This window comes from Labrenzia sp. VG12, assembly GCF_002237595.1.
Taxonomy (GTDB): Bacteria; Pseudomonadota; Alphaproteobacteria; order Rhizobiales; family Stappiaceae; genus Roseibium.
In genome coordinates this window covers 2,538,163-2,551,951 of sequence record NZ_CP022529.1, presented here as the reverse complement: position 1 = coordinate 2,551,951, position 13,789 = coordinate 2,538,163, and the positions used below count along the sequence as shown (strand labels likewise).

13 protein-coding genes are annotated in these 13,789 nt (G+C 62.5%); 7 read left to right on the top strand and 6 right to left on the bottom strand.

Annotation, left to right across the window (positions count from 1 at the left end; translation table 11 throughout):
* Positions 1–59 precede the first annotated feature (59 nt).
* From CHH27_RS11910 to CHH27_RS11900, 3 genes are read left to right on the top strand one after another with little or no spacing between them, the layout of a single operon-like run.
* Entirely contained in the window at positions 60–704 is a 645-nt protein-coding gene (locus tag CHH27_RS11910) for a TetR family transcriptional regulator C-terminal domain-containing protein (RefSeq protein ID WP_094071782.1), read from the top strand.
* A 10-nt stretch (positions 705–714) separates the two neighbouring features.
* Complete coding sequence (locus CHH27_RS11905) at positions 715–1,911, top strand: pyridoxal phosphate-dependent aminotransferase (protein ID WP_094071781.1); 1,197 nt, start codon at positions 715–717, stop codon at positions 1,909–1,911.
* A complete protein-coding gene (locus CHH27_RS11900; RefSeq protein WP_094071780.1) occupies positions 1,899–3,512 on the top strand; it encodes a 5-guanidino-2-oxopentanoate decarboxylase in 1,614 nt (537 codons plus the stop codon). Before CHH27_RS11905 ends, CHH27_RS11900 begins: the two co-directional genes overlap by 13 nt.
* Before the next feature lie 37 nt (positions 3,513–3,549).
* Here the strand turns inward: CHH27_RS11900 and CHH27_RS11895 are convergent, their stop codons facing one another.
* The 3 genes from CHH27_RS11895 to CHH27_RS11885 are packed head-to-tail and all read right to left on the bottom strand — an operon-like array spanning position 3,550 to position 6,858.
* The gene (locus CHH27_RS11895; protein WP_094071779.1) at positions 3,550–4,485 is read right to left on the bottom strand and encodes a hypothetical protein; all 936 of its coding nucleotides are present in this window, start codon (positions 4,483–4,485) and stop codon (positions 3,550–3,552) included.
* A gap of 44 nt (positions 4,486–4,529) precedes the next feature.
* Positions 4,530–5,972, bottom strand: a complete 1,443-nt coding sequence (locus CHH27_RS11890) for a VWA domain-containing protein (RefSeq protein ID WP_094071778.1) — start codon at positions 5,970–5,972, stop codon at positions 4,530–4,532.
* Between the two features lie 58 nt (positions 5,973–6,030).
* On the bottom strand, positions 6,031–6,858 hold the full coding sequence (locus tag CHH27_RS11885) for a hypothetical protein (protein WP_094071777.1): 828 nt from the start codon (positions 6,856–6,858) through the stop codon (positions 6,031–6,033).
* A 122-nt stretch (positions 6,859–6,980) separates the two neighbouring features.
* Here CHH27_RS11885 and CHH27_RS11880 point away from each other — a divergent pair, with 122 nt between their 5' ends.
* Positions 6,981–8,591 (top strand): alpha/beta fold hydrolase, encoded by a 1,611-nt coding sequence (locus CHH27_RS11880; RefSeq protein WP_094071776.1) that lies wholly within the window; start codon positions 6,981–6,983, stop codon positions 8,589–8,591.
* A 10-nt stretch (positions 8,592–8,601) separates the two neighbouring features.
* Here the strand turns inward: CHH27_RS11880 and CHH27_RS11875 are convergent, their stop codons facing one another.
* On the bottom strand, positions 8,602–9,345 hold the full coding sequence (locus tag CHH27_RS11875; protein WP_094071775.1) for an SDR family NAD(P)-dependent oxidoreductase: 744 nt from the start codon (positions 9,343–9,345) through the stop codon (positions 8,602–8,604).
* Positions 9,346–9,564: 219 nt separating this feature from the next.
* Between CHH27_RS11875 and CHH27_RS11870 the strand changes: the two genes are divergently transcribed.
* Both CHH27_RS11870 and CHH27_RS11865 read left to right on the top strand, forming a co-directional pair.
* On the top strand, positions 9,565–10,134 hold the full coding sequence (locus tag CHH27_RS11870) for a cytochrome b (protein ID WP_094074694.1): 570 nt from the start codon (positions 9,565–9,567) through the stop codon (positions 10,132–10,134).
* A 118-nt stretch (positions 10,135–10,252) separates the two neighbouring features.
* Positions 10,253–10,471, top strand: coding sequence for a GDCCVxC domain-containing (seleno)protein (locus CHH27_RS11865; RefSeq protein ID WP_094074693.1), 219 nt, complete (start codon positions 10,253–10,255; stop codon positions 10,469–10,471).
* An 18-nt stretch (positions 10,472–10,489) separates the two neighbouring features.
* Here the strand turns inward: CHH27_RS11865 and CHH27_RS11860 are convergent, their stop codons facing one another.
* Positions 10,490–12,337, bottom strand: coding sequence for a CHASE2 domain-containing protein (locus tag CHH27_RS11860; RefSeq protein ID WP_094071774.1), 1,848 nt, complete (start codon positions 12,335–12,337; stop codon positions 10,490–10,492).
* Entirely contained in the window at positions 12,334–12,846 is a 513-nt protein-coding gene (locus CHH27_RS11855; protein WP_094071773.1) for a FecR family protein, read from the bottom strand. The genes CHH27_RS11860 and CHH27_RS11855 overlap by 4 nt, the downstream gene beginning before the upstream one ends.
* Positions 12,847–12,970: 124 nt before the next feature.
* On the opposite strand from CHH27_RS11855, the gene CHH27_RS11850 reads away from it, so the two are divergent.
* Complete coding sequence (locus tag CHH27_RS11850) at positions 12,971–13,672, top strand: Crp/Fnr family transcriptional regulator (protein ID WP_094071772.1); 702 nt, start codon at positions 12,971–12,973, stop codon at positions 13,670–13,672.
* Positions 13,673–13,789: the final 117 nt, after the last annotated feature.

The following is a 13,789-nucleotide window of genomic DNA, read 5'->3' as shown; positions in this document are numbered from 1 at the left end:
CCGTCTTGAGGAGATCGAATGGTGCTGAAAGCGGGACAAAAGGTGGCTCGGGCCGGATCATGAGCCGTCGGCCGTTCCACCGTATCGGCGAAGCCGAGCGCCGCCAGGACCTGATCCGGGCGACGCTGGAATGCATCTCCGAAAGCGGCCTGAAGGGCGCGACCGTGCGCCAGGTTGCAGCCCGTGCCGGCGTCACGCCGGGCCTGATCCGGCACTACTTTTCCAGCAAGGAGCAAATGCTTCAGGACGCCTACCGGGAAGTCATGACCGGCATGACCACGGCTGTGGTTGTAGCTGCCGATGCGCAGCAGCAGACCGCCCGGGCGCGCCTCCATGATTTCATCGTTGCCAACCTGACGCCACCGGTGGCTGATCCCGCCAAGCTGTCGCTCTGGGCGGCTTTCATCAGTCACGTGCGCGTCGATCCCACGTTCGCGGAGATTCACCGCGAAAGCTACCTGGCCTTCCGCTCCGCCCTCGAGGAGCTCGTCGGAGACGTGCTTGTCGAAGTCGGGCAAGCCGCGGACAAACGCCGGTGCCAGGAACTGGCCATTGCCATCAACGGCGTGATCGACGGGCTCTGGCTGGAGGGCACGCTGGTCGGTGACCTTTTTTCCGAAACGCCTCTTCCGGGCATTGCCATCCGTTCCGTCGAAGCCCTTCTGGGCGGCATTGCTCTTTATGAAACGCCCCCCTCAAGCTGAGAGATCAACCATGCGCTACGCGTCGATCACCGATCGTCTTGCCCCTTTGGGCTCGGGTAAATGGACAGTGCACCTGAAGGCCCGCGATATGATCGCGGCGGGCAAGGATGTCATTGAACTGACCATCGGCGAACCGGATATCCAGCCGGACGAATCGCTGATGGATGAGGCTGACCGGTCCATGCGCGCGGGCCGGATCCGCTATTCCAACGGCCGCGGCGAGCCGGGCGTTGTGGCGGCGCTGCGCGAGAAATACCGCCAGCGGCGGGCGGACGTGAGCGACGAGAATATCCTCTGTTTTCCGGGAACCCAGACGGCCCTTTTTGCCGTCATGCTGGGCCTTGTGGAAGGGGGCGACGCGGTGCTCGTCGGGGACCCGCTCTATGCCACCTATGAAGGTGTGATTGCCGCCTCCGGCGCGCGCATGGTGCCGGTGCCCCTTCGACCCGAAAACAGCTTTCACCTGAAGGCGGACGATCTGGAACAGGCGGTGACGCCGGATTGCCGGGTGCTTTTGATGAACACCCCGCACAATCCGACGGGCGCCACGCTGACACGGGACGAGATCGCTGCGATCGGCGAGGTGTGCAAGCGCCATGATCTCTGGATCGTCTGCGATGAGGTCTACGAGAAGATCATCTTTGACGGCGGCACATTTGTTTCTCCCTTCGACCTGCCGGAGCTTGCGGACCGCACAATCGTCGTCTCCTCGATTTCCAAGTCGCATGCGGCGCCGGGGTTCCGGTCCGGCTGGGCCGTCGGCCCGGAAGAATTCTGCACGCGGCTCCTGGCTGTCTCGGAAACCATGCTCTTTGGCGGGCAGCCCTTCATTGCCGACATGACCGCGATGGCGGTGTCGGGAGAGTTCGATACGGCAACGCGGATGCGCGAGAACTACCAGCGCCGCGCCGATCTGATCCTGGAACACCTCAAGGGCCACACAATGCTGCGGCCGATGCGGCCGGAAGCCGGCATGTTTCTCCTGATCGACGTCAGGGCCACCGGACTGGACGGTGCTGCCTTCGCAGAACGCCTGTTGGAGGACAAGCAGGTCGCGGTGATGCCCGGTGCCTCCTTCGGCGACCAGGCCGCGGATTTCATCCGACTGTCGCTGACCGTTGACGACAAGGTGCTGGCGGAAGCAACGGACCGGATCGCCGCCTTTGCCGATGCGCTCGGGGAAGGGGACCAAAAATGGGCGTCGTGACCAAGACCGTCGGTGAGGCGCTGATCGATATTCTTGAAGCCAATGGTGTCGATACCGTTTTCGGTATTCCAGGTGTCCATACCGTGGAACTCTACAGGGGGCTGGCGGCCTCGAAGATCCGGCACATCACGCCGCGCCACGAACAGGGCGCCGGGTTCATGGCCGATGGCTATGCCCGTGTCACCGGCAAGCCGGGCGTTGCCCTGGTGATCACCGGACCGGGACTGACCAACACTATCACGCCGATGGCGCAGGCCTATCAGGATTCCATTCCAATGCTGGTGATTTCCGGGGTCAATGCGCGCGCCAGTCTGGGGCACGGTACCGGCAAGCTGCATGAGCTGCCCGATCAGCAGGCGATGATCTCAACGCTCGCCCCGATGTCGCACACGCTTCTGGAACCGGGCGATCTTCCAGCCGTGATGGAGCGGGCATTCGCCATCCTGACATCATGCCGGCCGGGGCCGGTGCATATCGAGATTCCGACCGATGTCATGGCCAAACAGATTTCGCTTGGGCCTCTTCAGGCAGTTCAGGCCACCGGACCACGGGCCTCCGCCGATCAGGTGCGTGCGCTTCTAAAACTTTGCCGGGAGGCGTCACGACCGGCGATCCTGTGTGGTGGTGGCGCTGTGTCGGCGGCCGTAGCTGTCAAAAGCCTCGCCGAGACGCTTGATGCGCCCGTAGTCAGCACGGTCAACGCACGCGGCCTGATGGCCGGGCATCCTTTGTCGGTGCCGGCCAGCCCGTCGCTTGCCGCCGTCCGGGACTTTCTGGCCGGATCCGATCTGGTGATTGCACTCGGCACGCAGATGGGACAGACCGATTACGACATGTATGCCGATGGCGGCTTTCCGGATCTGGACAGCCTGGTGCGGGTCGATATCGATCCGGAGCAGCTGACCCGCGGCGCCGCGGCGTCGCTGAAGGTGCTGTCGACGGTCGACCAGCTTCTGGAGGATCTCCTGCCGCTGCTTGCCGATCATCGGGCTGAGGCCGGCGGTGCGGAGCGGGCCAGGGCCTGCCGGGAGGCAGCGCTCGCCGGGCTATCTCCGAAAATGCGTGCCGAGATCGCCGTTCTGGACATTATCCGCGAGGCCTTGCCGGGGTGCCGGATCGTCGGCGATTCCACCCAGGCGATCTATTCCGGCAATCTTTACTTCGAGGCGGGCAGGCCCTCCGGATGGTTCAATGCGGCCACCGGCTTCGGCGCGCTGGGTTATGGTCCCCCGGCGGCCATTGGTGCCAGCCTCGGCGACCCGGACGCGCCGGTGGTCTGTGTCACCGGCGACGGCGGCCTGCAATTCGTGCTCGCGGAGATCGGCTCTGCCAGGGACTGCGGCGCCAACGTGATCTTCCTGGTCTGGAACAACGACGGATACGGCGAGATCCGCACCTATATGGAAGACTGCGGCATCGAGCCGGAAGGTGTCACGCCAAGCGCCCCGGACTTTCTGAAAATCGCGGACGCTTACGGGCTGCCTTCCAGACGGCTGGCAGATGTCGCTGATCTTGCCGAGGCGCTTCAGATAATGGCAGCCAAGGGCGGGCCAAGCCTGATCGAGGTGCATGAGACCGGAACGCGCGGGCTGTCGGCCTGAGGGCTGGTTCGGCCCGCATCCGGTCACGCGAATGCGGTCATGCGGGGAAGGGCGTGCCGTCCACAACACCCTCCAGAGGCGCCCTGCGGTCGGCGGGGAGTTCGTCCGGGCGCACGACCATCACATAAAGAAGCGTGAAATAGACGCTCTTGGCACAGATTGTGGCGGCTTGAACCAGCGCGCTCAAGGTGAAGCTGATCATCAGGATCGCCAGCGTGGGCAAGGTGTTGACCCCGACTTCGTCAAACTTTGCCAGGAAGGAGCCGGGCAGTTGATCGGCAAAGATGTAGCCGGCCGCCCCGCCGCCGAACAGCCCGAGCACAACGCCGCCCGCAAAAAGGCTGGTGACGACACTGCCTGCAAGATCGATCCCGATAACACCAACCAGGGTTTCCGGCACGTGTTGGCGCAAGGCTTTCAGCCTGTCGACAAGGGTTCCGAGCGACGCTCTTTCGACCATGATGACGGCGATTCCAAAGTTGGAAATCAGGTCCCAGACCTCCCGGACGGCAAAGAGCAGGAGGGCGAGCAGAAAACCGAAGAAGCCATTCTGTTTGGTGTCCGAGACATAGCGCACGAGTGTGCTGACCAGACCGATGAAAAACAGCGTGAAGACCTGGCGCAGGAGCGCCCCGCCTGTTGCGGCCAGACTGATCCGGCCCTTGCGAAGCGTGTCATAGGTCATCTTCGACAGGGCTGCCTGGAGAAACGTCTGCAAGAGCACCTCGAAGGGGACATAGGCCAGCGCAATCAGCATGAGCGGGAAGGCGGTGTCCCAGTCTCTGGTGACGAAGCCCAGATAGAGCAGGGTCAGGAGCAGCGCCGCGCGCCCGGCCTTGACCAGGAACAGAAGGACAAAGGGAAGAACCAGGAAGCGGTCATTGCCGATGACATCGACACCGGCGCGCAGCAGGCGGCCGATCCTGGTTCCGGCTGGACCGATGCCGGCAAGAAGGGGGGCCAGAAATGTCATGAGATCACCATCGGATTTCGATCAGGGCGCTGGTGTTCGCGCGGTCATTCCACTGTGATCGGAATGCGCTGAACGATCCTGTCTCCTTCGGCAAAGAAATATCTCAGCTCATAGGCGCCAGGGGTGTCCGGCACGGGCACGGAGAGCGGGTTGCCTTCTCCGGTTTCCGCCATGCTCAGAATATGTGGCAAGGGTTCGTCGGGCAGGGCGAAGGCAATGTAATCCTTCGGGTTTGTCGTTCCGTTCCACAGAACCTTGACGGAGGTACCCGCCTTGGCGCTTGCAGGGGCTTTCAGGGTCAGGTCGACGTCTTCGACGGTCAGCGGGACATGGGCCAGAATGACCCTTGGGTCCGTGTTGGTGATGTAGCGGATCTCGTAGTCGCCGGGGGCGGAGGGCATTTGCAGTTGCGCGGGGCTGCCTTCCGCAACGTCGAAATAAAAGCCGGATTCGGGCAGCGGGGCGCCCGCCTTGGCGATGGTGACGTAGTCGCCGCCACCGGCCGGGCCCTGCCAGCTGATCTCGATGAGGCCGCCGGCGCTGGCAACAGAAGGGGCAGACAGGCTGGCTGCGACGTCCTGGATGTCGATCGGGGCCCGCGCGAGAACACTGCCGGTGGCATAATCGACATAGATCAGATCGTGCGGTCCGGGCGCCGGCGGCGCCTGCACCGACAGGGGGCTGCCGTCCCGCAGATCGGCGGAAGAGAGCAAGGTGTCCGCGTTCCCGTCCCGTTCAACGAAAGCCAGGAAGTCGCCCTCCTTGGCCGGGCCTTCCCAGCCAACGGAAACGGGCGCACCGGCAGGTGCTGAGGCCGGCGCATCAAGATGCACCCGCTCGGGAGCCGGTTTTTCCTCCGCGATGCTGTTCAGCGCCTTGGCGAGGCTTGCGGCGTCATGTGCGCTGTGGAACGTGCCACCGGTTTCGGCCGCCAGGCATTGCAGCTGGCGCCGGGTTTCCGCATCGCTGACATCGAAGCCGACCGTGTGAACGGCAAAGTCGATGCCCGCCTGTTCCAGATCGCGCGCTACCGCGCAAGGGTCGAGACTGCAGGTCTCTTCGCCGTCGGAGATCAGGATGACGCTGGCTTTTTCTTCCGTGTATCTCAAGGCTTCGGCGGCTTTCAGGACAGCGGCCGAGAGTGGTGTCTTTCCTTTCGGCGAAATGCCGTTGACGCTGGAGACGATGTCAGATTTCTGATGGGCAGCGGGCGCAAAAAGAGTCTCAATGTCATTGCAGTCGCCCTTGCGGCGGTGACCATAGACCGTCAGTCCGACTTCCATCTCGTCGGGAAGGCGCCGGATGAGATCGCCGACAACCTCCTTGGCGATGGTGATCTTGGCGACTCCGTCGATCTGACCCCACATGGAGCCGGAAGCGTCCAGAACGAGTGTGGTTCGCGGGGCTGTTTCCGCCGCGGCCAGCGGCGCTTGCAAGGCGAGTGCCGTCAATCCGGTCAGCAGATACAGGGACGCTGGTTTGATCATCGATTAGTCCTCATGTGACATCAGGCAAGTTGGCTGTGCTGCAGGCGCAGGCGTGGTCTCACGCCCCGGTTCGCACCCAGTCGCTGCTGGTCGTGACCACACAGACATCGGTGCCAAATGCGGCAGCAGCTTCCGGCGGGATGACGACCGTGAGGCGGGTGTGATGACGGATCCTGTCCGGGCTCAGCACGTGCAGATCCCAGGTCATGTTCGAGCCCTTGCCCCCGTTTTGTGGCAGCTGCGAAAAGGCTGTCTCAAGCGCTTGTGTCCGCCAGTGGCCCGGTCCGACACTTTTCCAGGTGACGCCCATCTTGCGGGTCATTTCCAGCTGGTCGGGATGAAACGGCCGGGTCAGGGAGAGGGGCCGGGGCGCGCTGAACTCTTCCAGCGGGCCTCCGACCGGTCCCAGCATGGCGGCACGCATCATGTCGGGGCAGGTTTCGACTTGAGGCTGTCCCTGGAGCAGTTGCCACTGGCCGCTCAGGGGCTGCGGGCCGGCCTGTGTTGGCCGATCGGTTTTCTGGTCTTGTGGGGCCACGTCGTTTTTGGTGAGGTCGATGGGAAGGTCTGATGGGGCGCAATGGTCCGGGCCGGTATACCGATAGGCGCTGGTGTCGCCGTCCAGAAGAAACACCGTGTCGCCAATGGCCGACCGGTCGATCCAGTAACCGCTGCCGTCACTGGCGTCGATGGCCAGGACCTGGTTCGGTCGGACCGGTTCGCCATATTTTTCTGTCTGCGCCGCAAGTGCGGCCTGGTCGGGAACGGAATAGGCAGGCGTCTTGCCGGACTGAATGGTGATGACAGCCGGATTGCAATCGGCTGCGTGGGTCTTTGCAGCAAGGGCCAGGCACAGGGCGCAGCCATAAACAAGAGAACGAAACACAGGCAAGCCCCTCACCAAATTCAATGACGTATTGGCCTTAGACGGACCTGACATTTTTGACATGCTCAATATTGGTTATATGCTTGCCCGGTTGACCCGGTTTTCGAGATACAGCTTCGTTTATGAATTCAATTCCAGACCTGTTCGGGTCGCTCTATTTTGCGGCTCTGGATGACCAGAAATTCAATGATTTGATTGCCTTGGCCGAAACGACGCTCGTCGGCGAAGACGGACATGTCGAAGAGTTCGAGGTGCTGCGCCGGGAATGTGAACGCCATATTGCCCAGGCGGAGAAACTGATGCGGTCGCTTGGATCCGGGCCTCAGGAGGTTCCCGGAAGGCCCGTCTTCGACGTGACGTCCGGCGGGCGCATCGAGGAACCGAACCAGGTGGCTCGTGAGCTGTTCGACCTGCGCGGCGGCGAACGGCTGGAACACCTGATTGACGATCCGGAAACGGCGACTTTGCTGTGCCGGTTCGCTTCCGGGCAGGTTGAGCATGCGCCCGTCTTGCGGTTGCCGGGCAAGGACACTGCCAAACCCCTGGTGCTGATTGTGGAGACGGCCGACGGGGACGGGCGCGCGCGAGTCGCAGGGATGGATGTCCTGTGGCACGAGGCTGCGGAAAGGGCGATGAGGGTGCTCTACGGCCTGACGGTCTCGGAAGCCGAGGTGCTCGGTCTCATGACAATCGGGCATGCGCCGGCGGACGTTGCCGACTTGCGAGGCCGATCCGTCGAGACCGTGCGTCAGCAGATCCGGTCCATCTTGCTGAAGCTGGAGGTGAATGGCACCCAGGATGCCGTTCACCTGGCGCGGGCGGTTGCCGTCTCCTCGTCGAGCGCCCGGCAGATCAAACCGAGCGGACCGGCTGAGGGCAGTCTGGTTCTGTCCGACGGCCGAGTTCTGGATTATGCCGAGCAGGGTGCCGCGGATGGCGAGGCCGTCATCTTCCTGCATGGCTGTCTGGGGGGGCGGCGTCTGCCGGGGGGCGCCGCGACCGCCCTTGAGCGGGAGGGCCTTCGTCTGATTGCGCCGGCACGTCCCTGGCACGGGCAATCTGCCGGCTGTGCCAGCCTGCTGGAACAGCCGGGCGCTTATGCGGAGGATCTTCTGGCGCTTGCGGATCACCTTGGCCTTGAGACGTTTTCAGTGCTGGCTTTCGATGTTGGTGCGATTTACGCGCTTTGCGCTGCCGAGCGACTTGAGGGGCGGTTGACGTCGCTGCTGTGCGCGGCCGCGCAGCCGCCCGTGTTCAGCTTGCGGGACTTTGCCTCAGCGCCCCAGCAGCAGCGCATTTTCGCAACGCTTGCCCGTGTGTCGCCGCCGCTGCTTCGGTATCTCTCGGTCCTGGGAGACCGCAAGCTGAAGAAGGAAGGCCGGTCGGCCTTTGCAGAGACGGTGCTGGGCGGATCCCGGGCCGATCTTGCGGCCTGCAAGGATCCGGAAATCCTCGATCTCATGTGGACCGGTCATCACTTCCATGTCGAGAAGGGGTCTGACGGTTTCATCAATGACTGCCGCCTGATTGCCTCCAACTGGATCGGCAAGGTTGCCCCCTTGAAGGTGCCCCTGCGATTTGTCCACGGAACGGAAGACGTTTCCATTCAAGCAAAGCGGATCACTGCCCTGGCGCAAACCTTCCAGGCAGAGGTGAGCTGGGTGCCCGGGGCGGGACACCTTTTGCCTTTCAGTCACTGGAACGCGGTCCTGCCGTTTCTGAAGCCCAGTTGAAGAGACGGCGTTACAGCGCCATCACACCGCCATCGACGGCCAGGGCCTGCCCGGTGAGATAGGTGTTTCCCGGATGGATCAGCGACATCATGGTTTCGACGATTTCGGCCGGTTCGCCGAGGCGTTTCATCGGGACGCCTGAACTGAGGAAATCCTGCTTGTCGGCAAAGCCGCTTTCGGTCATCAGCGGTGTCGGGCTGAAAAAGGGGCAAATGGCGTTGATGCGGATATTGTCGCGCGCAAATTCCACCGCTGCGGTCTTGGTCATGCCGACGACGGCGTGTTTGGCCGCTGCGTAGGAGATCAGTTTCGGGGCAGCGTTCAGACCCGCGACGGAGGCGACGTTCAAGATGGCTCCGCCATGTTCCTTCATCAAGGGGATCTGGTGTTTCATGCCGAAGAAGACGCCCTTGGCATTGACCGCAAAGGCCCTGTCGAGATCGTCTTCGCTTGTTTCGAGAAGACCCTTCATCGGCGGAGCAAATCCGGCATTGTTGACGGCAATGTCGAGCCCGCCAAAGGCGTCTTTCGCCCGTTCGCACAGTGTCTGAACGTCGTCTTCGCGGGTGACGTCGCAGCAGACGGGAACGATCTTGCCGGAAAGGTTGTCTGCCAGTTCGTCGAGGCCGGCGGCGTTGAGGTCACCCAGAACCAGATTTGCGCCCAATGCGGAAAGCCTCTCGGCCAGCTCCCTGCCGAAGCCGCTGGCGGCGCCGGTGATGAGAATGGTTTTTCCTGAAAAGTCGGATGTCATCGGCTGGTTCCCTTTGTCCCTGATCCTTTCTACTCAGCTGGAACAAGGAAGAACAGCGGACAGGATCTGCCTACTCCGAAACGGGGTTTGAAGGCGCCTGGGTTTTCGGTGTGCCGCACGTCACAGGCTTTCAGCGTCGCTGATCCCTATTGTCTGTCACACGACGCGGGCAGCATGGGTACCCGCCACTGGCAACAAATCATGAGGAAAGGGGCCATCATGTCTGCGGAAGCGGTGACCAACAGCCAACAGGATTTCTACACCAACCCGCAAGCGCCGGTTGCGCGTTATGGCGGTGCCGCGCGCCTTCTGCACTGGGCCGTGGCGGTTCTGGTGCTGGCAACCTGGCCGCTCGGTCTGATGATCGGTTATGCCAAGAAGGACGTGGTGATGAATTTCTACCTCCTGCATGAAAGCCTCGGCTTCATCGTGATCTGGCTGATGCTGATCCGGGTCGGCAACAAGTTGCTGTCTCGGGCTCCGGAGACCGAGGGTCCGCTTCACGAACGCATCGCCGCCGCCAGCGTGCACGGATTGCTCTATGCCTTCCTGATCATCATGCCTGTGAGCGGCTTCCTGGCGACCAATGCGCACGGCTTTCCGCTGAAATGGTTCGGTCTTGTCGAGGTGTGGAGCCCGCTCGGCAAAAGCCCTGACATCGCCTGGACCTTGTCCGCGATCCATTCCTGGAGCGCATGGATCCTGCTCGGTCTGCTGGGGCTGCATCTTGGAGCGGTTCTGATGCATCACGTCATTCGCAAGGACAAGACGCTGTTCCGGATGCTGTGAGGCCGCGGACTTGAGCGTCCTTCAATAGTGCGTGTAACGGCTGGCGCCTCGTGCGCCGGCCGTTTTACTATTCTGTCGAACTTGAATGGCGCATGCCAGGCTGGCGGGGAGCGAAAGGATGACCGAAAACACTGTCATATTGGAAAGTGAGCTGACCTGCCCGGATTGCGGTCATGCGCAGGTCGAAATCATGCCGACAGATGCCTGCCAGTGGTTCTATGAATGCCGGAACTGTGCCGCCCTGTTGAAGCCGAAACCCGGCGACTGCTGTGTGTTCTGTTCCTATGGAACCGTGGCCTGCCCGCCGATCCAGGCCGGACAGGATTGCTGCGGCTGACGGCCCGATGACTGCCGTCTAGTTGAACTCGGGTGCCTCCCCGGAAGCCCAGAGGCCGACCTTCAACTCTTGCTGACGTCCCCGGATCGCCACGGTTTCCATCCTGGGTGTCTCCAAAGATCCCGCGCTCTTTTCGACTTCCTCCAGGAGATCCGCCGACAGGACGACGGACACCTTGTGGTCCTTGGCGACTTCCAGGAGGCGGCTTGCGACATTGACGCAGTCGCCGGTGGCTGCGATCTGCTGCTGCCGGTCGTGGCCGAGCCGCGACAGCACAACCTGCCCCAGATGGGCGCCGACCCGCACCGAGCTGATGTCGCGGTCCCGTCCGGTTTTTCTGAGCCAGGCGGCAACGTCCCGCTCCAGGGCGAAGGCGCAGCGGCAGGCCCGTTCGGGGTCGTCGGGATGGGCCTCCGGTATGCCGAAGCCGAGCATCGCGCCGTCGCCCATGAAATCCAGGACGATGCCGTGCTCGTCGCTCACGACATTCACAACAATCGTATGAAACTCCTTCAGGAAGTCCCGTGTTCTGGCAGCGCCGAGACGCTCGCTGAGGCTGGTGTAACCGGACAGATCGACAAACAGGATCGCTGCCGACTCTTCCTTCGGTGTTGCCAGGAAGGAAGGATCTTCGGAAATGCGCTCGGCCAGTCTGGGTGACTGAAAGCGGCTGAGGGCCTCCTGGGCCCGCAGCAGGCGTCGCGCCTCGACCCGGTCGGTCACCTGTCGCGTGATCAGCAGGCCAACAACCGGCGGCAGGCTGGCCGCAAAGGGCAGGGTCGCATTCAGCCAGAGCCCCTGGCCAAAAAACACCACACAGATGACGAGCCATCCGGAGAGCAGCATCAGATAGAAAATCGATGCGGGGGCGAGCGGCAGCAGGATGACGGCGATCATCGCTCCCAGCGTGATCAGGAGCGCTGCGGCGCTGTCCAGTTTGCGAACGCCCGCCGTGCGCACCAGGGGAGCCGCTTCCAGAAGATTGGCTATCGCGGTTGCCTGTACCTCGACCCCGGGCATGACAGGATCAAACGGCGTTGAAAACCGGTCGCCCACGGCAGTCGCGGTGACGCCGAGAACCGCCATGCGGCCGTCCAGCTCCGGTGAAAACCCTGCCGGTGGATCGAGAAGGTCTCCGGCGCTGAGGGTGCGGATGGCGCCTCCGGACCCGACATAGTTCAGGGCAAGGTGCCAGCCGCTGTCCAGCTCGACGGCACGACCGCCAAGCGTTACACCCGCTTCGGTGATGTTCGGCGATGTGCTCAGGTATTTTGCGGCAGCCTGCAGGGAAAAGGATGGCAGCAGGCCCGTGTCGGTCAGGAACAGCATCGGCACATGACGCGGCGTGCCGCCGCTGTCGGTGACGATGTTCACCAGGCCGGTCGAGGTTGCCGCTGCAAGGGCGGGGGCCGGTGAGAGCATGGTCTCAACGACCGGCACGCCGCTCGCCGGCGCAGCGCCTTCACGCATGCGGGCTGCGCCCGCGACCACGGTCGGCAGGCTTGCCAGAGAGTTCGCCAGCATCCCGTCTGCCGTTTCGTCCGAGGCGCCAAAGAGCAGGATATCGACCGCGAGCGCCCTGGCCCCGGCGTCCCTGATCCGATCGACCAGCGCCGCAAGCGCGTCGCGCGGCAGCGGGTAGGGGCCGACAGCGTCTATGGTTTCATCATCGATGGCGATGATGACGACATCTTTCGGTGGTGGTTTTTGCCCGGCCAGCGCAATCCTGAGGTCCAGCAACACCGTCTCGAAGCGGTCCGCCACGCTTGCGGTTCCTGCGAGATGCGTGCGCACCAGCAGGCCCGCCCAGATCAGGCCGAGGCAAAGTGCCAGCGCGGTGACCGCGACAGGCAGGGTCGGTTTCATCGTCCGAAACGATCCAGCAGGCTGTCGACCCGTGCCTGCGGCCAGCGCCGGGTTTCGAGCACTACGCCCGGGGACACTTCAACACCGAGGCCTTCTGTCAGAACCACCGTATCGGAGCCGTCTGCGCGCGACACGCTGACCTCACCCTCGCGAACGAACACCGCGGTCATCTCGTCGGTGACGTCGACGACGTAGACCGTGCCGCGCACGGCCGCAATGGCATGCGGGGTCTGGATCTGGAACGGACCGCTTCCCGGCGTGATCTCGATGTATAGCCCGTCGGAGGACAGCTCGACGTCGGTTGGCCGGTCATCGGCTTCGCGTTCCACAATGCCCAGCGCGGTCGCAGCCTCGGCCTCAAGCGTGACGCCGCCGGCGCATTGATAGACGCTGCGGGGTGGGTCCTGAAGGTCGGTTTTGGTGCACCCGCTCAAGGTCTGTGCCGCCAGAGGCTGCGCCGCCACGGGCGCCAGCAGGAAGCAGATCGTGAAAATTGCCAGTTTTTTCATCGTCAAATTCCCAGTTTGTGCTTTTCAAGCGCCCCTGAATGCCCATACATCAGACCTTCTAACGCATAGGCTGTGATTGCTGTCACTAGCGTTGTACTGTTGCAAACGGCAAGACGGAACGAAAATGAGCACCGAAGTCGACTTTAAAAAGGAAAAACTGCTCGGCAAGAGTTTCATTTTCGAAGCGCTGGACGACCAGGCCCGGCAGGAGCTGGCGAATTTCTCCTTCATCAAACGCTACACGGCCGGTGACACAATCTTCACCATGGGAGAGCCTGGCCAGAGCATGATGGCCATTGCGGAGGGCTCTGTCCGGGTGAGCATGTTCACACCCAGCGACCGGGAAGTGACGCTCAACGATCTTCAGGCCGGCGATGTCTTCGGTGAGATCGCCATGCTGGACGGCCAGGAACGGTCTGCCAGCGTCAAGGCGCTGACCAACTGCACATTGGTGGTCCTGGAGCGGCGGGCCTTGCTGGATCTTCTGAACCGCAATCCGGCTCTTTCCATCCGGTTGATCGAGCTGCTTTGCCAGCGTGTGCGCCGCTCGGATGAGCGCATGATCGAAATTGCCTTTCTGGATCTGCCGGCACGCCTCGCCAAGCTTGTGCTGCGCCTGACGGTGACCGCGCCGGCGTCCGAAGACAAACCGCTGTCTAAGCTGTCGCAATCCCAGTCCGAGCTCGCCGGCATGATTGGCAACAGCCGGGAAAACGTAAACCGGTGCCTGCGCCGCTGGCAGAAGGCAGAGCTGGTCGATCTCAAGGATGGCTGGCTGATCATCAGGGATCGTGCGCGCATTGAGGCTCTGGCGCACGGAGAATAGTTTCCACCGCGCTATTGTTCTTGCAAACAATTTACATTGCTATTTACTTCAGTATTGTTTTTGTTCCCCTTCGGAAGATTTTGTGCGTTAACCCTGTTGTTTGTCTCTATCTTAAAG

Bases quoted from the DNA above. Each gene is read 5' to 3' on its own strand.
- CHH27_RS11910 (WP_094071782.1), top strand. From the start codon at position 60: ATGAGCCGTCGGCCGTTCCACCGTATCGGCGAAGCCGAGCGCCGCCAG.
- CHH27_RS11880 (WP_094071776.1), top strand. From the start codon at position 6,981: ATGAATTCAATTCCAGACCTGTTCGGGTCGCTCTATTTTGCGGCTCTG.
- CHH27_RS11895 (WP_094071779.1), bottom strand. From the start codon at position 4,485: ATGACATTTCTGGCCCCCCTTCTTGCCGGCATCGGTCCAGCCGGAACC.
- CHH27_RS11870 (WP_094074694.1), top strand. From the start codon at position 9,565: ATGTCTGCGGAAGCGGTGACCAACAGCCAACAGGATTTCTACACCAAC.
- CHH27_RS11875 (WP_094071775.1), bottom strand. From the start codon at position 9,345: ATGACATCCGACTTTTCAGGAAAAACCATTCTCATCACCGGCGCCGCC.
- CHH27_RS11860 (WP_094071774.1), bottom strand. From the start codon at position 12,337: ATGAAACCGACCCTGCCTGTCGCGGTCACCGCGCTGGCACTTTGCCTC.
- CHH27_RS11850 (WP_094071772.1), top strand. From the start codon at position 12,971: ATGAGCACCGAAGTCGACTTTAAAAAGGAAAAACTGCTCGGCAAGAGT.
- CHH27_RS11905 (WP_094071781.1), top strand. From the start codon at position 715: ATGCGCTACGCGTCGATCACCGATCGTCTTGCCCCTTTGGGCTCGGGT.
- CHH27_RS11890 (WP_094071778.1), bottom strand. From the start codon at position 5,972: ATGATCAAACCAGCGTCCCTGTATCTGCTGACCGGATTGACGGCACTC.
- CHH27_RS11855 (WP_094071773.1), bottom strand. From the start codon at position 12,846: ATGAAAAAACTGGCAATTTTCACGATCTGCTTCCTGCTGGCGCCCGTG.
- CHH27_RS11900 (WP_094071780.1), top strand. From the start codon at position 1,899: ATGGGCGTCGTGACCAAGACCGTCGGTGAGGCGCTGATCGATATTCTT.
- CHH27_RS11865 (WP_094074693.1), top strand. From the start codon at position 10,253: ATGACCGAAAACACTGTCATATTGGAAAGTGAGCTGACCTGCCCGGAT.